Consider the following 22991-nt stretch of genomic DNA (forward strand, 5'->3'; position numbering starts at 1 on the left):
TTCTTTTAAAATTCCGTTTTATAGTGTAACGCCATTTTCTTATAATAAGAAGAGACGAAACCGATACTTCTTGGAGAAATCCGACTTGATGAAAAAGGGGAGAGAACATGGAACATATCATCTTTACAATTCCGCCGCTCCCTGTGTTGATTACCGGCGGAGAAGGGCTGTTCAAAAGAGGGGAAAAGCATGTGAGGCGTGAATATTCCGTGTTTGATCTCTTATATGTGATACAGGGGGAACTATTTTTGACTGAGGACGGCGAGCCCCATCAGATCCGGGAAGGGGAATACATCATCCTTATTCCGGGGCTCGAGCATTATGGCCACCGCGGCTGTCAAGACGATACCCGCTATTTTTGGCTGCACTTTCAGGAGCCGTCCTATGGCTTCGCGCAGCAGGGAGGTGAGAACTGGACTGAACTCAAGCTGAGGAAGGGGACATTTGAAACGCCGACATTGTATCATTTAAAGATTCCGAGAAAGGGAAAGATCGACCAAAAAGCGTTTATCGAACAGCAGTTTAGGCGTTTGATTGACGATTCCGCCCAAAATTCCGACCTGCCGCTTCGCAGGCAGCTCTTGTTCGAAGAGCTGCTGATTCACTTGCAGAAGGAGGCGTTCCATATTCCTTCGGCGAGTGAGCGTGTAGCATCCGAAGCACAGCATTACATCGACCGCCATTATAAGGAGAAGCTCAGCATGGAGCAGCTCTCGGCTGCCCTTCATTATCACCAGGACTACATTACCCGCTGCATGCAAAAGGTGTTTGGCATCACACCGGGCCAATATGCCAATAAGGCGAAAGTTTTTGAAGCGAAGCGGCTCCTCTCTTCTACAAACGACAAAATGTCATCGATTGCCGAACAAGTCGGAATCGATGATCCGACCTATTTCTCAAAGCTGTTTAAACAAATAGAAGGGATTTCGCCCGTTGAATACAGAAAGATGATGAAGCGAAATATTGAGTGATATTTTCAAAGCATAGGAGGAGATAAGTTTGGCATCCATCAATGGTGAAAAAGTGAAATTGCGTACGATCACAATGGATGACCTGCCCGGATTATGGAGAATGATTTACGGAACTAAAAACCCTGAATGGAAAAAATGGGATGCCCCTTATTTTCCGCTTCAGCCCGAACCGTTTCAATACTTTATCGATTCTTTTGTGCCGGCTTTAAAAGAAAAACCGCCGCGCTATTTGGCGATAGAGATCGGCGGAGAGCTGAAAGGAACCGTTTCTTACTATTGGGAATCCCGGCCGACACGCTGGCTGGAATGCGGGATCGGCATCTATGATCCGCGGTTTTGGAACGGGGGATACGGTACGGAAGCCGTAGAATTATGGATCGGCTTCCTGTTTGAAAACGTCGATGTGCCGAGAATCGGAATGACGACGTGGTCAGGCAACAGGCGGATGATGAGGTGCGCCGAAAAAGCCGGATTTAAGATGGAAGGCCGGATTCGCAAAGTCAGATATTATGACGGAGTCTATTACGATTCAATCAGATACGGAATCCTGCGGGAGGAGTGGGAGCTGATTTGCCGCGGAAGCTGACACGCTCTATAATATAATATTAGAAATCTTTCATCAGCGGACTAGAGGGGACCAATATGAAAAAAACCATTTATGATGTAGCGGAAGCGGCCGGCGTTTCGATTTCCACGGTTTCCCGGGTGATCAACAATACCGGGAGGATCAGCAGGTCGACAAGGCAAAGAGTGCATGCCGTCATGAAAGAGCTCGATTACCAGCCGAATGTTCACGCTTCTGCGCTTACCGGAAAGCGCACGAACATTATCGGCCTGTTGACGCCCGATATTGCAAACCCGTTTTTCGGCGAGCTTGCCAAAAGTGTTGAAGAGCGGGCGGGCGAGCTCGGCTTCAGCATTATGATGTGCAGTACCGACCGCGATCCGAAAAAGGAGACAACGTATTTCTCGGTCCTCAAGCAAAAAAGCGTCGACGGCATCATTTTTGCGACAGGCATCGAAAATCAGGAGACGATGGATGCGCTCGAGGATATTGCCAAAGAGGGCATACCGCTCGTGATGATTTCCCAGGATCGCGCCCTTGTTCCGATGGATGTCGTGGTCATCGATGATTTTATGGGCGGATATTTAGCGACGCGGCATTTAATTTCGCTCGGTCATAAGACAATCGCCTGCATCGCCGGCGACGGATCGACAACCGGAGAAAAAGACAGGCTGAAAGGCTTCAAAAAAGCGATGGATGAAGCAGGCATCAAAGCGGATGAAACGCTCATCGCCGGATCCGGTTTTTCCCTGGAATGCGGCAAAAAAGCGGCCGCTCAGATTTTCAAAAGCAATATTCCGACCGCCGTTTTTGCCATGAATGATGTGCTCGCGTGCGGAGTCATTCAGACTGCAAGGGAATGGGGGCTCCATGTTCCAACGGATTTATCGGTCATCGGCTTTGATAATACGTTTTTAGCCGAAATGACCGATCCGCCGCTTACGACAGTGTCTCAGCCGATTGAAGAAATGGGCCGCCGCGCGGCCGAGCTGCTTGCCGAAGAAATCAGCGGCAAGAAAAGCTCGAAAAGCAAAATCATTCTCACGCCTGAACTTGTCGTCAGACAGTCGACGGCCCCTCCATTTAAAAAAGAAGCACATGCCGAAAAGAGCGGGTTTTGATAGAAAAACGCTCTTTTTTCGTTTCTAAAGAGCAAGCGCTTGACCAAATTAATTCCTAAAAAACAATTGCGGATAAAATAAATACAGGGTAAAATCAGAATTGAAATGAGCAAGCGCTTTCTCTAATTAATAAAGCGCTTTCATGAAACGCAAAGGAGGAGAAGAAAATGACAGAAGTTGTGAGATGCGCCGTATTGGGGCTTGGAAGGCTCGGCTATTACCATGCGAAAAACCTCAAAACCGAGGTGCCCGGAGTCCTGCTCGCCGCTGTAGCCGATCCGGCAGAGGGAAGTGCGAGGGAGGTTGCAGCTGAACTGGGTGTTGAAAAGTGGTTTGAAGACCCGTTTGAGTGCCTCCGCGATCCGGAAATTGATGCCGTTGTCATCGTTACACCGACATCCACTCATGCCGAAATGATCAAACAGGCAGCCGAATTCGGCAAACAGATTTTTGTGGAGAAGCCGCTGACATTAAATCTTGAAGAGTCAATAGAAGTCATTTCCAAGGTCAAAGAAATGGGCGTGATTTGCCAGGTGGGGTTTATGAGGCGGTTTGATCCTGCTTATGCGGATGCCAAAAGAAGGATCGATGCCGGAGAGATCGGCAAACCGATCTATTATAAAGGGTTTACGCGCGATTTTGGCTCTCCTCCGGCCGAATTCATCAAAAAAAGCGGCGGTATTTTCGTCGATTGTTCGATTCATGACTATGACATCGCTCGTTATTTAATGGGGGCTGAAATCACTGCGGTTTCCGGCCACGGAAGGGTTTTGAAGCACGCATTCATGCCGGGATGCCATGACGTCGATCAGGCGCTCACCTATATGGAGTTTGATTCGGGAGCGGCGGGTGATGCGGAAGCAAGCCGCAATTCGTCTTACGGCCACGATATCCGCGCCGAAATCATCGGAACGGACGGCAGCATCTTCATCGGGATGCTGCGGAACCCGGCGGTTACAGTGCGGACCGGAAAGGGGAGCAGCTATAATATCATTCCCGATTTCCAGGCGAGGTTCCATGAAGCGTACTGTTTGGAGCTGCAGCATTTTGCTGATTGTGTTCGCATCAAAACGAAACCGCTTGTGACTGAAGTGGATGCGGCGGTCAATCTTGAAATCGCGCTTGCGGCCACACAATCCTGGTCAACAGGCAGGCCCGTCAAGATTCAGTATCAGACGAAAAAGCTTACGGTATGAAACGGGGGCCACCCTGAGCGGGCTGTTGAGATGATCCTGCGGTCACAAAGGAACAACAGGAAGGAGGGCGTAAGGAAGCGTTCCCCGCCCGGTGCCGCCTTTCTCCATGCGTTTTCAATTTTGCGGGCTTCCCATGGATGCCGGAGGATTAGACCCGTCCGTCATTCCGGCGGTAAAAAAACGGCATGGCGCCGATTTGTTGTACACGATTCCGTCATTTCACAATCCGACGGGCAAACTGATGTCCGAAGACCGGAAGCGCGAGCTGATTCAAATCAGCAAGCAGCTGTCGCTCCCGGTTATTGAAGATGACGCATATGGCGATTTGCAGCTTGACGGCCCGCCGTCGTCGCCGCTGAAGGCCATGGACAGAGAAGGCAGCATTCTTTATGTCGGCACATTATCGAAAACCGTCAGTCCCGGCCTCCGCATCGGCTGGGTCGCAGGTCCGGAGCCCGTCATCGAGAGGCTGGCCGATATTAAAATGCAGACTGACTACGGATCAAGTTCATTGTCGCAATGGGCGGCTGCAAAGTGGCTTTCAAGCGGGCTCTATGATGAAAATCTCAGCCGGATTAAAGTCGAACTGAGACAAAGGCGGGATGAAGCGCTCCGGTGTCTTGAGACCTATTGCAGAGGAATCGCCCGCTGGGAAAAGCCCTCAGGCGGATTTTACATTTGGGTCACATTCCTAAAACCGCTCTCGCTCAGCGCTTTGTTCGAACAAGCATTACAGAAAAACATCCTCATCAATCCCGGCACCCTCTACGATAAGGAAGCCAAATACAGCATCAGATTGTCCTATTCGTACGCCTCTTTGACAGAGCTTCGCTACGGCATTCAAACAATCGCAGAACTCGCCGGTAAGCTCATGTGAACCCCGCTGTACCGGCTGCTGAAAAAGCGACGTTCAGCAGCCGCTCCGCTTTTTATTTCAGGCCTCAGGTTATTTAAAAACAGTCCATAAAATTCCATTAATATATCATTCAAGGAACTATTGATTCATATTAGCAGATGAATGTGCAGAAGTGGAAATATTCAAGTTGCCTCGTTATGAGAAACGTCCTATTTTTCTGAATCTTATTGACATGCCGGTGTCACAAAATATACACTTTTTTTGTAATTGAAAATGATAATCTTTATCAATTGGAGGGATGCTTTCTATGCCTGTACAAACGAGTTCTAAAAATCAAGTGTTTTTGGAGCAGCAAAATAGAAGAGAATCTAATGCGCGTTCATATCCGAGAAGATTTCCGCTCGCCATGCAGACAGCGGAAGGCGTCTTGGTGACTGATGCGGATGGAAAGCAATATTATGACTGTCTGGCAGGAGCGGGGACGCTTGCGCTTGGTCATAATCATCCAGTTGTGATTGAAGCGATTCAAAAAATGATTGAGGAAAAACGCCCGCTGCACACCCTTGATATTACTTCGGAAATCAAAGAGGAGTTTGTCAACGAAGTATTTGCAAGCCTTCCTGAGGCGTTTGCCAAACGGGCGAAGATACAGTTTTGCGGTCCGACCGGCGGCGATGCGATCGAAGCCGCTCTCAAGCTTGTCAAAACGGCGACTGGGAAAAGAACCATCCTATCGTTTCACGGCGCCTACCATGGAGCAACTCACGGAACGATGGCGCTGAGCGGGAATTTATCTCCTAAGGAAAACGTCCAGGGTCTCATGCCTGATGTGCATTTCCTGCCATATCCGTATGAATACCGCTGCCCGTTTGGAAAAGGAGGAGAGGCGAGCCACAAGCTGTCGAGCGCATATATCGAAAATATGCTGGATGATCCGGAAAGCGGAGTTTTACAGCCTGCAGGGATGATCTTTGAAGCCGTACAAGGAGAAGGAGGCTCAGTTCCGGCCCGGGCTGAATGGATAAGAGAAATGAGAAGGATTACAAAAGAACGCGGAATCCCTCTGATCATTGACGAGGTGCAGACCGGCATCGGCAGAACCGGCAAAATGTTTGCGTTCGAGCACGCCGGCATTATACCGGATGTCATCGTCCTTTCAAAAGCGATCGGCGGAAGCCTTCCTCTGTCTGTCGTCATCTATGATCAAGACCTTGATCAGTGGGGACCCGGGGCGCACATCGGCACATTCAGAGGGAATCAGATGGCGATGGCGGCCGGAAGTGCAACTTTAAAATATATAAAAGAGCACGATGTGCTATCACATGTAGAAAAGGTCGGAGCGAAGCTCATGCGGGAATTGCAAGACATTCAGGAGCACGTTCCCGAAATCGGCGATGTCCGGGGACGAGGGCTGATGATCGGCGCCGAAATTGTCGCACCGCATAAAAAGCAAAACGCAAACGGCAGCTATCCGGCTGATGCGGAGCTTGCAAGCACGATTCAAAGAAAATGCTTTGAAAAAGGACTGATCGTTGAAACGGGAGGCCGCCACGGAAGCGTGATCCGCTTCTTGCCGCCGCTTATCGTAACAGAGGCGCAAATCGACGATATCATCACGATCTTCAGAGAGGCCGTCTATGAAGCAGTCAAGTAAACAAAAAAACTTTGATTCCCTGTTTATGCACAACGGGGAACAGGGGATCAAAGCATACCGTGACGCGGTAGAGACCGCTGTAGAGACGCTTTGGGCCGATTGGAAGAATAAATCGAAGCCCTACAGCGGGAAGATGCCGAAAGAATTGGATCTCGAAATCAAAAGCTTGTTTTCGTTTCAGGAAGCGGGAGAATCGCTTGCGGATGTTCTTGAGCATCTGAAAGAAGCCTATTTGCCGCACCGGATTCATGTTGAAGATCCAAAATGCGCCGCACACCTGCACTGTCCGCCGCTGATCCCGGCGCTTGCTGCAGAGATGCTGATCAGCGTGCTGAATCAGTCGATGGATTCGTTTGATCAAAGCGGAGCGGCTTCATTGATCGAGGAAGAAATGGTGCAGTGGCTTTGCCGAAAGTTTGAATACGGAAAAGATGCTGACGGAACATTTACGAGCGGAGGGACACAGTCTAATTACATGGGGCTTCTTTTGGCCCGCGATGCCTTCTGCGAAAAGCAGTGGAACTGGAATGTACAGAAGGACGGACTGCCGCCGGAAGCGAACAGGCTGCGGATCCTCTGTTCAAAGGATGCTCATTTTACCGTGAAAAAGTCGGCTTCCCAGCTCGGCCTCGGAGAGCGCGCCGTCGTGCTTGTCGATACCGATGCTGAAAAGCGGATGAGCCTTTACGATTTAAAGCAAAAAACCGCTATGCTGAAGGAATCGGGCTTACATCCATTTGCGATTGTCGCAACATGCGGAACGACGGACTTCGGAAGCATCGATCCGCTTTCCGAGCTTGCGGATGCCGCGCATGCTGGCGGGCTTTGGTTCCACGTTGATGCCGCATATGGCGGAGCGTTGATTTTGAGCAGGACCCGCCGCTATAAATTGGCTGGGATCGACAGGGCCGATTCAATCAGCGTCGACTTCCACAAGCAGTTTTATCAGCCGGTCAGCTGCGGCGCTTTTCTTGTAAAAGACAGAAGACATTTCCGCTTGATTGATTATCATGCCGATTATTTAAATCCTGAGGAGGATGAAGCGGAGGGAATCGTTCATCTCGTCAATAAATCGATTCAGACGACGCGGCGCTTTGACGCCTTAAAGCTGTTTGTCTCGCTGCGTGTGCTTGGAGAAGATACATTCGCCGAGATGATCGACTGGACATTCGCATTGGCTGAAGCGGCAGCGGAAAAAATCTCAGCAAGCGATCGGTTCGAACTGCTGAATCCGCACCCTGAACTGAACGCTGTCGTCTTCCGCTGCCTCGCCTCAGAAGACGACGCGGAGAACGACCGTTTGAATAAATGTATCCACAGAGAATTGTTCAGAACGGGACAGGCGGTGATCGCAAAGACGGCAGCAGCTGGGAAAACATATTTAAAATTCACGCTGCTGAATCCGCGGACGACGCTTTCGGATCTTGATGACATTCTCGGGAGGATTCAAGAGCTTGCAAGTCTTTATACGAATAGCAGGAGGGTAACAGGATGAGTTCATTTAAAGAAATAGCAGAAAACGCCACGATTCAAAGCTTTTTAAATTGCTATTTGCGTGAAACCGGCATCGAAACCCGTGAGATCGCGGACGGCTCTCAAAAAACGCTGATTGTCCCGCTAGAGCGCCAGCAGATCGAGCTGATCGTTCCGATCAAGTACTGGTCGAAGACGGGAAGGCACCTTTTCTCATTTCCGCTTTATTATCAAACAGCCCAAAACGGAAAGCCGCTTCCACTCGACTATGTGACGCTCGTCTCCCTCGCTTCAAAGGAATTGCTTCTTCAGCAAAGCCGCGGGGGTGCCGAGGATGAATTCATGCTCAGAGTCATTTTGAGCTGCCGAAATATCAGCCGTTATGTTGAGGAACGAGCCGATGATCAAAGTGAGCTTAGCCGTGCTGATTTTACGTTTATCGAAGCGGAGCAGTCGCTCTTGCTCGGCCATCTGATGCATCCGACGCCAAAAAGCAGGCAGGGGATGAAGCCTGAAGAGGAAAGCATCTATTCGCCTGAACTTAAAGGGGAGTTTCAGCTTCATTACTTTAAGGCACACGCCTCCCTCGTTCTGCACGACTCAAGTACAGGAACAAAAGCGCCGCTAGTCATTCAAGAGGAATTGAGAAACGACCCGATGATTGACAATGCGTGGCTGGATGAGCAAACGGCCGATCCGGATTTTGCGCTTCTTCCCGCACATCCGCTCCAGGCGAGAGCCTTGTTGGAGGAGCCGTATGTGCAAAAATTGATCGCTCAAGGTCTCCTTACATATCTCGGCGCAAAAGGCCGGAAGTATACGGCGACATCCTCCGTCCGCACGGTCTACAGCAAGCACTCGCGCTATATGTACAAATTTTCGGTACCGATCAAAATCACGAATTCGCTGCGTGTGAACAAGCAGAAAGAATTGGACAGAGGTGTTGAAATGGCCCGGCTGCTTCAGACAGAGCTCGGCCAAAGGTTGAAACAGGAGTTTCCGGGCTTTCGCGTCATCACAGATCCTGCTTACATTTCCATTCGAGGAGAGAACGGGGAGTCCGGCTTTGAAGTCGTGATCAGGGAGAATCCGTTTTATGAAGACGACCGTTCGGCATGTCTGATCGCCGGGCTTTGCCAAGATCACGCCTACGGGAAAGAGTCGCGGCTGTGCTCTGTCATCCGCGGGCTGGCTTTAGAAGAAGGGCGGACGACGGAAGAAGTGAGCATCGATTGGTTTGACAAATACTTATCGATTTCGCTTGAGCCAGTTTTATGGCTGTTTGAAACATACGGGCTGGCGATTGAAGCGCACCAGCAAAACGCCGTCATCCGCTTAAAAAACGGCTATCCGGAGACATTTTACTACAGGGACAACCAAGGCTATTATTACAGCGAATCAAAAGCCGGGATTCTTTCCAAGCTGATCGAAGGCTTGAGCGAAAGGAGCGAGACGATCTGCTCGGACAGCGTGGCTGTAGAGAGACTGCGCTATTATTTCTTCTTCAACCATTTGTTTGGGCTTGTAAACGGGTTTGGCTGCGAAGGGCTGATCGGGGAAGAAACGCTCCTGTCCATGATCAGAGAGCGGCTTGAAAAAGCGGAGCAAATTTACGGTATCACAGAGCTGACGGACAGCCTCCTTCGTTTTGCGGAGCTTCCGTGCAAGGCCAATCTGCTGACGAGATTTTACGACATGGATGAGCTGACAGGCTCGCTTGAAACCCAGTCTCGCTATACGTCTGTCAACAATCCGCTTTTAAAGGAGGCGGCGGCTGTCCAATGAATGAACGGATCACATTTCAAAAAGCGGACTATGAAAGAGACATATCGCTCGTCTACCGCTGGATGCAGGAGGAGCATGTCATTCCGTTTTGGCATTTAAACATGCCGTTTGCAAAATTTGAAGCCCATTTTCACAAGGCCATCACAGACCCTCACCAAACGCTGTACATCGGCTTTATCGACGGTGTGCCGATGAGCTACTGGGAGTCGTACTGGGTCAAGGGAGACATCATTGAACACCACTATGACAATGAACCTTTTGACCAGGGCATCCACCTGTTGATCGGTGAAAAAGCGTATTTGGGTAAAGGTCTTGCCCTTCCGCTATTAAAAGCGATGGTCAACATGCAATTTGCCGTGCCTGAAACAAAAAAGGTGATCGCAGAGCCGGATATCCGCAACAAAAAAATGATTCATGTTTTTGAAAAATGCGGGTTTCGCCCTATTAAACCTGTGAATCTCCCTGATAAAACCGGATTATTGATGTTTTGCGAACGAGAACGTTTTTTTGAAAAGGAGAAAAAAGATGAACTCTACAAAGAGACCCAATGATGTATACGATGTCATCGGCGTCGGCATCGGGCCGTTTAATCTCGGCCTTGCCGCATTGGCTGACTCCGTGCCTGAGATCAATGCGCTGTTTTTTGAACGAAACGAAAGCTTTAACTGGCATCCCGGCATGCTGATTGAAGGAACGACACTGCAGGTGCCGTTTTTGGCCGACTTGGTGAGCATGGCCGATGTGACAAGCAAATACAGCTTTTTAAACTATCTTCAGCAGCATAACCGTCTTTATTCTTTTTATTTTCTGGAAGACTTTCATATTCCGAGACAGGAATACAACCACTACTGCCGCTGGGTGGCAGAACAGCTCGACCCGTGCCGCTTCGGGATGAATGTCGAAAGCATATCACTCGTTGAATCGAACCCGGAGGCGCTTTTTAAGGTGCGGGTCGCGAATCGGGAGAACGGAGGGGAAGCGGTTTATTACACGAGGCATATTGCGCTTGGCATTGGGACGGGCCCGCACGTTCCCGATGCGCTCTCAGACGCTTTGGGGGGCTCGGTGTTCCATTCAGCCGAGTATTTAAAGAGAAAGCCCGGCGGATTTAAAGGGAAAAGGGTGGCCGTCGTCGGCTCCGGGCAAAGCGCAGCCGAAGTGTTTTATGACCTGGTCGGTGAAGATGAAGCGGAGCATGTCAGCTGGCTCACCCGCTCAAAAGGCTTCTTCCCAATGGAATATTCGAACCTCGGACTCGAATATTTTTCGCCTGACTATATCGATTTTTTCTATCAGCTTCCGCAGTGGAAAAAAGATGAATTGCTAACGCAGCAGGATCTTCTTTATAAAGGAATCAGCGCGAAGACGATCAGCGATATTTATCATATTCTGTATGAGCGGACCTGCGGGGGGCGGAAAGCGGCTTTTGATCTTCAGTCCATGACAGAAGTCGAGCAGATCGAACAGCGTGGGGAAACGCTGGTTCTATACTGCACAAACCGGGTGAATGAAGACCGGTTTGAGCGGCAGGCAGATGTGGTCGTTCTGGCGACGGGCTATAAAGAGAGGCTGCCGGAATGTCTGGCGCCTGTTGACAGTTTGATTGAAAAGGACGCGAGCGGCCGCTACGTGATTACACGCGACTACAGACTAGTGACAGCTGCAAAATCAAAAAACCATATTTTTATTCAAAACGGAGAGCTGCACACGCACGGTGTCGGTGCACCTGACCTGGGACTCGGCGCTTACCGGAACTCGGTGATCATCAATCAGCTGGCCGGGAGAGAAGTATACACCGTCAGCCATAAAACGGTTTTTCAGACATTCGGAACAGGAATCGCGGAAAAAACAGCTGTACCAAACGGCTAATAAAGGAGGCATTTTCATGTTGTTTCAAGATGAATTAAAGAGGGTCCTCGATCCTGACAGGTGGAGAGAAGTCAATCGGCGATTGCTGGCGAAGATGCTTTCTGAATATATGTATGAGGATATCATTAAGCCCGATTTCATTGAAACTGAAGACGGCATCAACCGCTATGAGCTGAGAACGGCCGAGGATAAGGTGTACCGGTTTGCCGCCAAACCACGCATGTTTGACAGTTTTGACGCGGTGCCGGAGACGATTGAAGTCTTCAAGGGCGGACAATGGACAAAACATGTGAGCGCGATTGAATTTCTCCTGGATATTCAGCCGCATATCCCGATGAGTCCGGAGACAGCGGGTCATTTGATCAAGGAGTTCAACCATACGATGCTGGCTGATGCCCACCTTTTGGCAAAGGATGCGCTTACGGCTGACGAGCTGACCGAAGCCGATTATGCCGTAATTGAAGGCGAGATGACCGGCCATCCGTGGATCGTCTACAACAAAGGAAGAATCGGTTTTGGCTATGATGACTACCTCCGGTTTGCCCCGGAAAATCAGAGAGCCAAACGGCTGCTGTGGATCGCTGTACACAAAGATACCGCGTCATTTCACTCGGTTGAAGGGCTCGATTATGAGACGCTGATTCATAAAGAGCTTGATGAGCTGACTTTAAGGCAATTCGCTAAAGTCATAGAAAAGCAGGGCGCAGCCAGTGAAGACTATTATTATATGCCCGTCCACGAATGGCAGTGGACAAATACGATCATTCAGCAGTTTCCTGAAGAAATTGCTTCAAAAGCGATCATTCCTTTAGGGGAAGGCGGAGACGAGTACCTGCCGCAGCAATCGATTAGGACCTTTACAAACATCACAAACAAACACAAGCATCATATTAAACTGCCGATGAGCATTTTAAATACGCTTGTATACAGAGGCCTGCCGTCGGAACGTACGGTTATCGCGCCGAAAATCACTGAGCATATCAAAGGGATCGCCGAAAACGACGCATTTCTAAAAGACGAATGCCGGGTGATCCTGCCAGGCGAAAATGCCAGTCTGAACGTTGACCACCAATACTATCACTCTCTTGAAAAAGCCCCGTATCAATATTTGGAAATGCTCGGCGCTATTTTCAGAGAAAGCATTTATACGTATTTGGAAGAAGGAGAACGGCCTGTTACGCTCGCTTCTTTAACATACATTGATCAAGGCGGCGTGCCGTTTATCAGGCGCCTGATCGAAAAGTCGGGGCTGTCAGCGGAGGAGTGGATCGGAAAGCTGTTTGACACCGTGATGCCGCCGCTTCTGCATTTCATGTACCGCTACGGAACCGTATTTTCACCGCACGGACAAAATACGATTCTCGTCTTAAAAGATCATCAGCCGCACAGGCTGGCGATTAAAGATTTTGTTGATGACGTCAATATCAGCGACCAGCCGCTTCCTGAACTGAGCGGTTTGACAGGGGATTTAAAAGCCGTTCTCAGAAGCGAGCCGCCGGAAGGGCTTGTGCAGTTTATCTTTACCGGGCTTTTCATTTGCCATTTGCGCTATGTAGCCAACATTTTAGAAAATGACGGTCTGCTTCCTGAAAAGCGTCTGTGGAAAGCTCTGGCTGATGCGATTCTTGATTATCAGCAAAAATTCCCTGAACTGCGTGAGCGCTTCGAATTGTTCGACTTATTCAAGCCGGAATTGACGAAGCTCTGCCTCAACAGAAACCGGATGGTCGACTACGGCTACAAGGACGGCGATGACCGCCCGCACGCCTCCGAATTCGGAAAAGTGACAAATGCGCTTGCGAAATTTAAAAAAGAGGCCGCAAAGCTGTAATGCTAATGCGGCCGAGAATGCCCCGCTTCCGGCGGGGTTTTTTTACGTCAATTTCTTATACATCAAAATATGAGGTCCGATCGGCGGTATGTCGTAGACTTCGCCCTGTTCGCTGAAGCCGAGCTTTTCATAGTAGCCGCTCACAGATGTCCTGGCATTGCACCATAAAAGGTCTGCCCCCTTTTTCCGAAGAAGCTCTTCGGCATGGCGGATGAGCGTGCTTCCCGCTTTTTGCTCACGGTATCCTTCAAGCGTCGCCATCCCTCTCAGCTGATACTGTTCTTCGCCTTCAAGCTCTGAATGTTCGGCTTTATGAAAGGAAGCGATGCTGATCAGCTTGCCCCGGTAATATCCACCGAGGTGAAACGCACCCCCGAGCAAATCGGTTTCATACATACATGCTTCAAGCGGCTGATTCGGCCGGAGAATGCGGTGCCTGATCTCATACGTATCTTCCGCGTTTATTGGTTTGACTTCAATCATATGATTCCTCCTTCAGTTGCAGATCAGATGAGAGCGATCGATTTTCAGCATGCTGTGATGTTATTCCATTATATATAACGCTTGTGGAAACAATCAAAGCAGGATGATCATCACCCCCTGATCTGTTTAAAGAATCATTTCCCCCGGGAGGCGGTCCCTAATCCCTATATCGTAAATGGCGGAATATATCGTCCATCCACATCGGTAAACTGATATTCTTTGGCTAAATCACCAACTCTTAACGCACGTCCGCTTTTCTCCATCACATCCGGATCCTTAGCCAATGCTGTGATTCCGCGTCCGACATAATAAGGCGTTTCGGTTCTCCTTAAATCTTCCGACTCCCGCCAATGCGCCTCATCTGATTCATGGTATTTCAGCACAAGTTCGGTTCTCATAAATCCCGGCGAAACGGCAATAACGGCAATGTTGTCCCGTTTTAATTCCAATGAAAGACCGTACGCCATGCGGACGATTGCGTTCTTGGCCAAATCGTAATAAAACTGTCCGGTGTACTTGTTCTCATCCCAGAAGGTCGTGTGAATGATAAGAGCTTGTTTATTTTCGCGAAGGAGCGGCACGGCGAAGTGGTTTGTCGCCAGCTGGGCACGCACCCCGGCGGCGAACATCGTATCCCAATTTTTCAATGACAATTCCCAAAAAGGCTTTGCCTCGACACCCAGATCGTGCGCCCCCCACACATTGTTGATCAAAATATCCAGTTTTCCTTGCTCTTCGCGAATTTTAGCGATGACAGCCTCTGTTTCTGCATCGTTCGTATGATCACATCTTACAGCAATAGCCTTTCCGCCGGAAGCTTCAATTTGTGACACGGTGTCATCAATTGTACCGGGCCATTGATTCGTGGAAGCCCCTCTGATGCTGCGGCCTGTAATATACACGGTTGCACCGGCTTTTCCAAGTTCTGCAGCGATGGCGCGGCCCGCGCCTCTGCTTCCGCCTGTTACGAGGGCGATTTTTCCTTTCAGCGGCTTCATTCATCCCATTCCTTTCATTTAAAAAGATATGTTCATTATAAAAGCTCAATCTTGACAACCATTGTCATATTTTATTAAATAAGTTCATTCATTGATAAGAAAGGTGGTCATATGAGAGGGGATCGACTGATATCTATTCTTTTAATGCTTCAGGCACAAGGGCAAATGACGGCGAAAGAATTAGCGGAAAGGCTGGAAGTCTCCGAGCGCACGATTTACAGGGATATGGAAGCTTTAAGCGGAGCGGGGATTCCCGTTGTGGCCGAACGCGGCATAAACGGAGGCTGGTCATTGCTTGATGATTACCAAACCACTCTAACCGGCTTAAAAGAATCTGAAATACGCGCACTATTTGTTCCGCTTTCTGAACAATTGCTTGACGATCTCGGATTAACCCGCATATCCGAAGAAGCCCGAAATAAACTGATTGCCTCGCTGCCTTCGGAATATCGCCAAAACGCAAAGGATGTATGGAACCGCATATATATTGATACCTGTTCATGGCGCCATAAGAAAGAAAAAGCAGAATCCTTTGAAGTGCTGAAAGATGCCATATGGAAAGATCAAAAATTAAAAATTGTCTATCAGCGGGCAGATGGACAAACGGCTGATCGTGTTGTTGCACCGCTTGGGCTGGTGGCTAAAGGGGCGAACTGGTATCTGATTGCATCTAAAGAAAATGGGGAGATTCGGAATTACAGGGCTTCACGGATTAAATCTGCCGTTTTTGTCCGCGAAACGTTTGATAGGCCCGAAAATTTTGATATTGCTCACGTGTGGCGGTCTTCAACAAAGGAATTTATTGAAAGGCTGCCGACGTATGAAGTGCGGGTGAAGGCGGCGCAGGCCATCTTGCCGAGGCTGTCGTTTACCAATCATTTTGTGCGGATCATCGAAACAAATGAGATCGATCAGGAGGGCTGGATCCCCGTTACGCTATCCTTTGATACGGAAGAAGAAGCAAAAAGGTATATACTCGGATTCGCAGAGCACATGAGGATCATTGAACCTAAAGAACTGCACGGAAAGATACTTAAAATGGCTGAATCCATAGTTGCGCATTATAAAACCTGAAAGCGGCAATGACTTTATGTTAAAGACATACATGATAAACCCTGCCGGCCGCAAACGGCAGGCAGGGTCTTCGTTTAATGAACATTGAAATATCTGGCTTCCGGGTGGGAGACAACGATCGCTGATACGGAAGCTTCGGGCTCCATCATGAAGCCGTCTGTTAAGTGAACGCCGATGCCTTCGGGCTGGATGAGCCTGAAAAGCTTTTCCTGATCTTCAAGATTCGGACAGGCCGGGTATCCGAAGGAATAGCGCTGCCCTTGGTATTTCGCCTGAAAACGCTGTTCCATCGTGAAGTCGGGTGCATCAGGGAAGCCCCAGCGGTCGCGGATAACCTGGTGCGTCCGTTCGGCGAGCCCTTCGGCCAGCTCAAGAGCAAGCGCTTGTACCGCATGGCTTTTCAAGTAGTCGCCTTCCTCCTTAAAGCGGTTGGCGGCAGCTCTTACATGCCTGCCCGCCGTTACGGCAAAGAACGAGACATAATCAAGCTCTCCCTTCGGTCGGACGTAATCGGAAATACAGCGGTACGGAAGCTTTTCCTGCCTTGGAAAAACAAACGTTTCAAGGATGCTGTCTTTGTTCACTGGATCTAAAATATGAAGCGAATCCCCGTCGCTGTACGCAGGGAAAAATTGGTAGACGACCGCAGGATCGAACCAGCCGTGTTCTTTTCCGTCTCTCAGCAGCTCGTCGATCAGTTCTTTCAGCTCCAGTGCTTTTGGATGCTGTTCAGCCAGTAGTTTTTTGACTTTCCCTTTCAAGCCGAGATGATGGCCGAGCAGCATTTGTTCATTGACATACGGCACAATATAGGAAAGGTCGATGTTTTTCAAATAGTGCCGTTTCAAGTCTTCAGGCTGAAAGACCGGCGCCTTCGGAACGTGCGCCCGTTTTTCAAGCATTTCAATTACGGCTTTCGTCTGCTTTTTTTCCGCGACGGCGGCGGGTGCAGCGGCTTCTTTTTTCTCGAGAAACTGCGACGGGTCCGTCCGCAGCTGATTGGCGAGCGATAGGCCGTCCATGGCGTCCTTCGCGTATAAAACCGGCCCTTTATATTCAGGCGAAATTTTCATGTTCGTGAATTTTCTTGAAAGCGCGGCTCCGCCGACCATGATCGGGATGGAAATATCCGCTTTATCGAGATCCTTCGCCGTAACGACCATCTGCTGCGCCGATTTGACGAGCAGGCCGGACAGACCGATGATGTCGGGGTTCTCTTTGCGGATCGCCTCAATTAACTCCTGCGGTGTCACTTTAATCCCAAGATCGACTACCTTGTAGCCGTTGTTGCTTAAAATGATGTCGACTAAGTTTTTGCCGATATCATGGACATCGCCTTTAACGGTTGCCAAAATGATCTTTCCTTTGCCGCTGTCGTCTTTCTTTTCCATATATTGTTCGAGAAAGGAAACGGCAGCTTTCATAACCTCTGCCGACTGCAGAACTTCAGCGACGATCAGCTCATTGTTGTTAAACAGCCGTCCGACCTCTGCCATGCCGTCCATGAGCGGACCGTTGACCACGTCGAGCGGGGTGGCGAATTTTTTCAACGCTTGTTCGAGATCGGGAATCAAGCCTTCTTTTGTACCTTCGATTACGTATTCGGCCAGGCGCTCTTCGAGGGAAAGGGACGTTTTCGGCTGTTTGTCCGCTTTTTTCTTTCCACGATAGAAGTCAGTGAAGGATGCGAGCGTTTTATCGTCGGTATGAAACAGAAGTTTTTCAGCCATCTCGACTTCTTCTTTAGGAATGGAAGCAAACCGCTCAAGCTTTTCTGTATTGACGATCGCGTAATCGAGCCCAGCCTGTGTTGCGTGGTACAAGAATACAGCATTTAAGATTTCCCGGCCGACGGGCGGAAGACCGAATGAGACGTTGCTGACGCCGAGAATCGTTAAGCATTCAGGGAGCTGCTCTTTGATGAGGCGGATCCCTTCGATCGTTTCTTTAGCTGAGCCGATGTATTGTTCATCGCCCGTTCCGACCGGGAAGACGAGCGGATCGAATATGATATCGCTGGCCGGTATTCCGTATTTTTCGGTGAGCAGCTGATGCGACCGGACGGCGACGGCCAGCTTTTTTGCCGCGGTGACTGCCATCCCCTCTTCATCGATCGTGCCGACGACGAGTGCGCCTCCGAACTGTTTGACGAGCGGAAGGATGTCAGCGAACCGTTCTTCGCCGTCTTCAAGATTGATCGAATTGATGATCGCTTTTCCCTGCGAGTATTTCAGCGCCTTTTCAATTACCGTTTTGTCCGTCGAGTCGATGACAAACGGGGCTTTTACTTTTTTCATCGCTTTTTTTAAAAAGCCTTCCATATCTTCCGCTTCATCGCGGTCCGGGTCTGCGAGACAGATGTCGATGACATGGGCGCCGTTTTTCACTTGGGCTCTCGCGATTTCGGATGCTTCCTCAAATTTATGCTCGGCGATGAGCCGCTTGAATTTTCTCGAGCCGATGACATTGGTCCGCTCACCGACAAAAAGGGGACGCATTGTTTCTTCGTAAATTAATCCGTCGATTCCTGAGACGGTGTGCGGCTTTGCTCCCGAAGGAACCGTCCGCGGAGGCAGAAGGGCTACTTCATCGGCCAGCGCTTCAATATGGGCGGGCGTCGTTCCGCAGCAGCCGCCGACAATGTTCAGCCAGCCTTCTTCAGCAAACGCCTTGATTTTTTTCGCCAGCGATTGCGGTGATTCATGGTATTGCCCCTCCTCATCGGGGAGGCCGGCATTCGGATAGCAGCTGACGGCCGTCCTCGCTAGGGAAGAAAGGGTCCTGATGTGATCTGTCATAAATTCCGGGCCTGTCGCGCAATTTAAACCGACGCTGACCGGTTTCATATGCTCGAGGGAGATATAGAACGATTCGATATCCTGGCCGGCAAGCGTCGTGCCCATCGGTTCGATTGTGCCTGACACCATGAGCGGAAGGGTTTTGCCGGTTTTTTCGAAGGCTTGTCTAATGCCGATAAAGCCGGCTTTAACGTTCAGCATATCCTGGCTCGTTTCGAGGAGCAAGAGGTCGGCTCCCCCCGTGATCAGCGCTCTTGCCTGTTCCTCGTAGTTATCGATCAGTTCGTCAAAGGTGGTGCCGCCGGTGACGGAAAGGGTTTTTGTCGTCGGACCCATCGCACCGGCGACAAATCTAGGCCATTCAGGAGTTGAAAACTTTTCGGCGGCCGCTTTGGCGAGTTTGACTGAAGCGAGGTTGACTTCATAGGCTCGATGCCCGAGGTCGTACTCGTCCAGAACGAGCCGGGTGGCTCCGAACGTATTGGTCTCGATGATATCGGCTTTAGCCTCGAGATAGGCTTCGTGGATGCCCTGAATGACATGGGGCGCCGTAATGCTTAGAAATTCATTGCACCCTTCATATGCCTCGCCTCCGAAGTCTGCGGCGGACAAACCGGCGTCTTGGATCATCGTTCCCATCGCACCGTCAAGGACGAGGATTTTTTTCTTCAGCTGGTCATTGATGTTAGACATTTGTCTTCTCCTTTTCTTTCTGATGGATATATGCCGTCAGCTCGGCGGTTAGATCGGACCGCAAAAACGGTGTGATCAGATAAATGCCGTTGAACAGGTCGCACGCCGCATCAAGCAGAGAGCGAGCGATCGCGAGCCCTTCCTCGGCCTGTTTTTGTTTGTCGTTTCCTGCCAGCGCCATCTTTTCGCGGATTGAATCAGACAGCTTGATGCCGGGGATTTCGTTGTGGATGAATTCCGCGTTGCGGCTGCTGGTGAGCGGCATGACGCCGATATAGATCGGTGTTTCAAGATGCCGCGTTTCCTTGTGGATTTTAATGAGCTGCTCCTCGGAATAGACAGGCTGGGAAATGAAATAGTCTGCGCCGCAGGCGATTTTTTTCTCAAGCCGTTTCACCGCTTTGTCAATGTGTCTGACATTCGGATTGAAGGCGGCCGCCACTGAGAAATTCGTTTTCTTGCCGAGCGGTTTACCCGAATAGGACAAGCCTTCGTTAAACTGCTTGATCAGGCTGATCAAATCGAACGATGTCAGGTCATAGACGGAAGTCGCTCCCGGAAAGTCGCCGATTTTCGACGGATCGCCGGTAATCGCCAGCACGTCTGACAGCCCCAGCGTATCGAGTCCCATTAAATGGGACTGCAGGCCGATCAGGTTGCGGTCTCTGCATGTGATATGAATCAGCGACCTCATATCGAGGCGCTGTTTTAAGAGCGCCCCGCAGGCGACATTGCTGATCCTCGGTGTGGCAAGGGAGTTGTCCGCCAATGTCAGTGCATCGATTCCGGCTGATTTTAGCTCCTCTGCGGCGTGCAAAAATTTCTCAAAGTTTAATTGTTTTGGAGGATCGAGCTCGACGATAATGGACCGTTTCTGCTTTGCCAGATCGTCAAGAGCAGGCTCTGTCCTTTCGTTTTGAACGGCAAGCGCCGCTTTCTTTCTGATTTTCACTCGTTTTTCGGTGACTGGAGGAAGTCCTTTGACGGCCTCAGCCATCGCTCTGATGTGGTTCGGCGTCGTTCCGCAGCAGCCGCCGATGATCCGTGCGCCTTGATTGCGGAATTCCTCCGCGCTTTCCCTGAAATATTCATCATCCGTCTCATAAACAAGCCTGCCTTCGACAAGGGACGGGAGGCTGCTGTTCGGATAGACGGAAAGATAGGCATCTTCTAAAAGCGGGACTTCTTCAAGCGCTCTGATCATATGATAAGGGCCGAGACGGCAGTTGATGCCGACGACATCTGCGCCGAGTGATGCCAGCTGCTTCAGACCGTCCGCAAGCGGGGTGCCGTCCTGAAGAACGCCCTCTTCGTGCATCGAGACATTCAAAATGATCGGCAGCTCCGTTTCCTTTCTGGCAATCTTTAAAACTTCGCGCGCTTCTTCTAAGTCGTAATAGGTTTCGAGCAGAAGTCCGTCCGGCTGCTCATTTAACAGAAGGTAGAGCTGTTCGCGGAAGCTTCTTTTAATGTCCTCGAGAGAATACGAGTTTTTGTTGAACGTCCGGATTCCGCCGAGCGTACCGAGAACATAAGCGGAGCCGGCGGCGGCGCGGGCGAGGCGGACGGCTTTTTCGTTGATTTGTTTTGTTTCGTCTTCGAGTCCGTATCTGGACAGCTTGATGAAGTTTGCGCCGTACGTGTTCGTTTGAATAATGTCGGCGCCGGCCTGTACATACGCTTCGTGGACGCGTCTTATTTCTTCGGGCTTGGAGATGTTCAGTTCCTCAAAACACCTGTCGATCCCATAGGAATACAGAAGCGTGCCCATTGCGCCGTCAGCGATTAACGTTTTGTTTTTTATATCCTCCAAAAAACCCATCGTTTTCCCCCTTAATCATTCTTAATAAAACAAAAAAGTCTTCTGGGAAGCAGAAGACTTTTCAGCGACATTTGTCCGTCTTCTTATCTTCCAAGCAGGCTGCTTGCTGGATTTAGCACCTTGGTCATGAATATTCATTCACCGGTTGCTGAGGCTTCATCGGGCCAGTCCCTCTGCCTCTCTTGATAAGAACAGCTATTTAGTTTCTATTGATTACTTTTACTCAATTTACCGAAAATCGGGGGAATAATCAACAGTAAATTAAGAATTTATCGAAAATTTATAAATTGAACATCAATCGGCAGGTCGGCTTCCCTCACCATCGCGATGATTTGCTGAAGGTCGTCTTTATTTTTTCCGGTTACGCGGACTTGATCGTCCTGCACTTGCGATTTAACTTTCAGACCCGATTTTTTTATAAGGTTATTGATTTTTTTTGCGTTTTCTTTGTCGATGCCTTGAACTAATTTTCCGCGCTGTCTGACCGTGCCGCCTGAAGCGTTCTCAAGCTTTGAGTATTCGATGTTTTTCGTCGGGACGTTCCGCTTGATCAGTTTGCCGACAAGTACGTCTTTCAACTGGTTCATTTTAAATTCGTCGTCTGATACGAGAACGAGTTCGTCTCCTTCGAGTGTGATGCTGCTTTTTGACCCTTTGAAATCATAGCGTGTGCCGATTTCCTTGAGAGCGGTCTGGATTGCGTTTTGAACTTCAGGCAGTTCAACCTTTGAGACGATATCAAATGAGCTTTCTTTCGCCATGTGAAAAAACCTCCATCCATTTTACTTATGAGTCAATTATAGTAGAATAAGGTGAAACTTCCAATATCGAGCGGTTTTGCCTGGCCGCGATCTGGCAATAATTTGAACATTGGAGGAATAATAAGAAAAAGAAAAACAGGCGGATAAGAAAGGAAGAAGCAGTATGAAACCTGGACAGCAGCTAACATTGAAAATAGATCATAAAGCAGATTACGGTTACTTTTTGACGGACGGCGAAACGGCGGTCCTTCTGCATCAGAGCGAGATCACCGAGGATATTGACGGGAGAGAAGAGGTCGATGTTTTTTTATATGTCGATCACGAAGATCGCCTTGCGGCTACGATGAGAAAGCCGATCATCAGCGCTGAACAATACGGCTGGGTGGAAGTCGTTGATGCCGTCAGCGGCATGGGCGTTTTCGTCGATGTCGGGCTCTCGAAGGACGCCCTCGTTGCGACAGAGCATCTCCCGCCGTATGAATCAGTATGGCCGCAAAAAGGAGACAGGCTGTACTGTATGCTGAAAATCACGGGGCACGGAAGGATGTTTGCCAAGCCGGCGCCGGAGGACAAGATCAGCGAACTGTTTACTGAAGCTTCACCCGGCCTGATGAATAAAGAGCTCACCGGGACGATCTACCGCTTGATCGCATCAGGCTCTTTTATGATTTCCGAAGCCGGCATCAGAGGCTTCATCCATTCTTCTGAGCGAAAGGAAGAGCCGAGGCTCGGCGAAAAGCTGACTGCAAGGGTGATCAAAGTAAAAGAAGACGGTTCTGTAAATCTGTCGCTTCTGCCGAGAAAGCAGGATGCCTTGTCGGTTGATGCGGAACAAATTCTGACTTATATGAGATCGAGAAACGGCGCGATGCCATTCTGGGATAAAAGCGATCCAGAGGATATCAGAGAGCGCTTCAACATGAGCAAAGCAGCATTTAAAAGGGCGCTCGGCCATCTGATGAAACAGGATAAAATCTATCAGGAAGAGGGTTGGACGTACGAGAAAAAATAATCTTGAGGCGGCGTTCCGATCGGGACGCC

16 protein-coding genes, 2 pseudogenes and 1 riboswitch are annotated in these 22991 nt (G+C 49.6%); of the genes and pseudogenes, 13 read left to right on the forward strand and 5 right to left on the reverse strand.

Translation table 11 applies throughout. The features are described from left to right. Nucleotides 1-107: 107 nt before the first annotated feature. The 11 genes and pseudogenes from TRNA_RS27365 (at nucleotide 108) to TRNA_RS27415 (ending at nucleotide 13321) form a co-directional block, all read left to right on the forward strand. Nucleotides 108-971: an AraC family transcriptional regulator gene (locus TRNA_RS27365; protein ID WP_003180467.1), complete on the forward strand. Its 864-nt coding sequence runs from the start codon at nucleotides 108-110 to the stop codon at nucleotides 969-971. 28 nt (nucleotides 972-999) lie between these two features. After that, nucleotides 1000-1557 carry a GNAT family N-acetyltransferase gene (locus TRNA_RS27370; RefSeq protein ID WP_009328886.1) on the forward strand — a complete coding sequence of 186 codons (558 nt, stop codon included), beginning with the start codon at nucleotides 1000-1002 and terminating at the stop codon, nucleotides 1555-1557. A 56-nt stretch (nucleotides 1558-1613) separates the two neighbouring features. Continuing rightward, nucleotides 1614-2657, forward strand: a complete 1044-nt coding sequence (locus TRNA_RS27375; RefSeq protein ID WP_003180471.1) for a LacI family DNA-binding transcriptional regulator — start codon at nucleotides 1614-1616, stop codon at nucleotides 2655-2657. Nucleotides 2658-2824: 167 nt separating this feature from the next. Continuing rightward, the gene (locus tag TRNA_RS27380) at nucleotides 2825-3853 is read left to right on the forward strand and encodes a Gfo/Idh/MocA family oxidoreductase (RefSeq protein ID WP_003180474.1); all 1029 of its coding nucleotides are present in this window, start codon (nucleotides 2825-2827) and stop codon (nucleotides 3851-3853) included. Nucleotides 3854-3977: 124 nt separating this feature from the next. Further along, nucleotides 3978-4730, forward strand: a pseudogene (locus TRNA_RS27385) (PLP-dependent aminotransferase family protein); the annotation flags it as partial. A 286-nt stretch (nucleotides 4731-5016) separates the two neighbouring features. Then, nucleotides 5017-6363, forward strand: coding sequence for an aspartate aminotransferase family protein (locus tag TRNA_RS27390; protein WP_003180486.1), 1347 nt, complete (start codon nucleotides 5017-5019; stop codon nucleotides 6361-6363). After that, entirely contained in the window at nucleotides 6347-7858 is a 1512-nt protein-coding gene (locus TRNA_RS27395) for a pyridoxal phosphate-dependent decarboxylase family protein (protein WP_003180488.1), read from the forward strand. The genes TRNA_RS27390 and TRNA_RS27395 overlap by 17 nt, the downstream gene beginning before the upstream one ends. Continuing rightward, nucleotides 7855-9621: an IucA/IucC family protein gene (locus tag TRNA_RS27400; RefSeq protein ID WP_003180490.1), complete on the forward strand. Its 1767-nt coding sequence runs from the start codon at nucleotides 7855-7857 to the stop codon at nucleotides 9619-9621. Before TRNA_RS27395 ends, TRNA_RS27400 begins: the two co-directional genes overlap by 4 nt. Then, entirely contained in the window at nucleotides 9618-10172 is a 555-nt protein-coding gene (locus tag TRNA_RS27405) for a GNAT family N-acetyltransferase (RefSeq protein ID WP_009328877.1), read from the forward strand. Before TRNA_RS27400 ends, TRNA_RS27405 begins: the two co-directional genes overlap by 4 nt. Then, entirely contained in the window at nucleotides 10147-11490 is a 1344-nt protein-coding gene (locus TRNA_RS27410) for a lysine N(6)-hydroxylase/L-ornithine N(5)-oxygenase family protein (protein WP_003180495.1), read from the forward strand. The genes TRNA_RS27405 and TRNA_RS27410 overlap by 26 nt, the downstream gene beginning before the upstream one ends. 16 nt (nucleotides 11491-11506) lie before the next feature. Continuing rightward, nucleotides 11507-13321, forward strand: a complete 1815-nt coding sequence (locus TRNA_RS27415) for an IucA/IucC family protein (RefSeq protein ID WP_003180496.1) — start codon at nucleotides 11507-11509, stop codon at nucleotides 13319-13321. 42 nt (nucleotides 13322-13363) lie between these two features. Here TRNA_RS27415 and TRNA_RS27420 read toward each other — a convergent pair whose 3' ends face one another. Together TRNA_RS27420 and TRNA_RS27425 are read right to left on the reverse strand one after the other, a co-directional pair. After that, nucleotides 13364-13804 carry a GNAT family N-acetyltransferase gene (locus TRNA_RS27420; RefSeq protein WP_003180517.1) on the reverse strand — a complete coding sequence of 147 codons (441 nt, stop codon included), beginning with the start codon at nucleotides 13802-13804 and terminating at the stop codon, nucleotides 13364-13366. 164 nt (nucleotides 13805-13968) lie between these two features. After that, nucleotides 13969-14802 carry a dehydrogenase/reductase SDR family member 1 gene (locus TRNA_RS27425; protein ID WP_003180519.1) on the reverse strand — a complete coding sequence of 278 codons (834 nt, stop codon included), beginning with the start codon at nucleotides 14800-14802 and terminating at the stop codon, nucleotides 13969-13971. Nucleotides 14803-14913: 111 nt separating this feature from the next. Between TRNA_RS27425 and TRNA_RS27430 the strand changes: the two genes are divergently transcribed. Continuing rightward, on the forward strand, nucleotides 14914-15876 hold the full coding sequence (locus TRNA_RS27430) for a helix-turn-helix transcriptional regulator (RefSeq protein ID WP_003180521.1): 963 nt from the start codon (nucleotides 14914-14916) through the stop codon (nucleotides 15874-15876). Nucleotides 15877-15950: 74 nt separating this feature from the next. Here the strand turns inward: TRNA_RS27430 and metH are convergent, their stop codons facing one another. From metH to TRNA_RS27445, 3 genes are all read right to left on the reverse strand, one after another. Continuing rightward, nucleotides 15951-19367 carry a methionine synthase gene (gene metH, locus TRNA_RS27435; protein ID WP_011197752.1) on the reverse strand — a complete coding sequence of 1139 codons (3417 nt, stop codon included), beginning with the start codon at nucleotides 19365-19367 and terminating at the stop codon, nucleotides 15951-15953. After that, nucleotides 19360-21189: a bifunctional homocysteine S-methyltransferase/methylenetetrahydrofolate reductase gene (locus TRNA_RS27440; RefSeq protein WP_009328867.1), complete on the reverse strand. Its 1830-nt coding sequence runs from the start codon at nucleotides 21187-21189 to the stop codon at nucleotides 19360-19362. Before TRNA_RS27440 ends, metH begins: the two co-directional genes overlap by 8 nt. An 80-nt stretch (nucleotides 21190-21269) precedes the next feature. Next, a riboswitch (SAM riboswitch) is annotated at nucleotides 21270-21381 on the reverse strand. A gap of 77 nt (nucleotides 21382-21458) precedes the next feature. After that, complete coding sequence (locus TRNA_RS27445) at nucleotides 21459-21950, reverse strand: YajQ family cyclic di-GMP-binding protein (protein WP_003180528.1); 492 nt, start codon at nucleotides 21948-21950, stop codon at nucleotides 21459-21461. Between the two features lie 143 nt (nucleotides 21951-22093). Between TRNA_RS27445 and TRNA_RS27450 the strand changes: the two are divergent. Continuing rightward, nucleotides 22094-22962, forward strand: a pseudogene (locus TRNA_RS27450) (S1 RNA-binding domain-containing protein). The last annotated feature ends 29 nt before the right edge of the window (nucleotides 22963-22991 follow it).

This window comes from Bacillus licheniformis DSM 13 = ATCC 14580 (assembly GCF_000011645.1).
In the GTDB taxonomy this organism is placed as follows: domain Bacteria; phylum Bacillota; class Bacilli; order Bacillales; family Bacillaceae; genus Bacillus; species Bacillus licheniformis.

What these genes read in the sequence shown, in the direction of transcription:
- TRNA_RS27365 (WP_003180467.1), top strand. Translation starts at nt 108, where the DNA reads ATGGAACATATCATCTTTACAATTCCGCCGCTCCCTGTGTTGATTACC.
- TRNA_RS27395 (WP_003180488.1), top strand. Translation starts at nt 6,347, where the DNA reads ATGAAGCAGTCAAGTAAACAAAAAAACTTTGATTCCCTGTTTATGCAC.
- TRNA_RS27445 (WP_003180528.1), bottom strand. Translation starts at nt 21,950, where the DNA reads ATGGCGAAAGAAAGCTCATTTGATATCGTCTCAAAGGTTGAACTGCCT.
- TRNA_RS27430 (WP_003180521.1), top strand. Translation starts at nt 14,914, where the DNA reads ATGAGAGGGGATCGACTGATATCTATTCTTTTAATGCTTCAGGCACAA.
- TRNA_RS27420 (WP_003180517.1), bottom strand. Translation starts at nt 13,804, where the DNA reads ATGATTGAAGTCAAACCAATAAACGCGGAAGATACGTATGAGATCAGG.
- TRNA_RS27410 (WP_003180495.1), top strand. Translation starts at nt 10,147, where the DNA reads ATGAACTCTACAAAGAGACCCAATGATGTATACGATGTCATCGGCGTC.
- TRNA_RS27380 (WP_003180474.1), top strand. Translation starts at nt 2,825, where the DNA reads ATGACAGAAGTTGTGAGATGCGCCGTATTGGGGCTTGGAAGGCTCGGC.
- TRNA_RS27440 (WP_009328867.1), bottom strand. Translation starts at nt 21,189, where the DNA reads ATGGGTTTTTTGGAGGATATAAAAAACAAAACGTTAATCGCTGACGGC.
- TRNA_RS27390 (WP_003180486.1), top strand. Translation starts at nt 5,017, where the DNA reads ATGCCTGTACAAACGAGTTCTAAAAATCAAGTGTTTTTGGAGCAGCAA.
- TRNA_RS27415 (WP_003180496.1), top strand. Translation starts at nt 11,507, where the DNA reads ATGTTGTTTCAAGATGAATTAAAGAGGGTCCTCGATCCTGACAGGTGG.
- TRNA_RS27400 (WP_003180490.1), top strand. Translation starts at nt 7,855, where the DNA reads ATGAGTTCATTTAAAGAAATAGCAGAAAACGCCACGATTCAAAGCTTT.
- TRNA_RS27405 (WP_009328877.1), top strand. Translation starts at nt 9,618, where the DNA reads ATGAATGAACGGATCACATTTCAAAAAGCGGACTATGAAAGAGACATA.
- TRNA_RS27375 (WP_003180471.1), top strand. Translation starts at nt 1,614, where the DNA reads ATGAAAAAAACCATTTATGATGTAGCGGAAGCGGCCGGCGTTTCGATT.
- metH (WP_011197752.1), bottom strand. Translation starts at nt 19,367, where the DNA reads ATGTCTAACATCAATGACCAGCTGAAGAAAAAAATCCTCGTCCTTGAC.
- TRNA_RS27425 (WP_003180519.1), bottom strand. Translation starts at nt 14,802, where the DNA reads ATGAAGCCGCTGAAAGGAAAAATCGCCCTCGTAACAGGCGGAAGCAGA.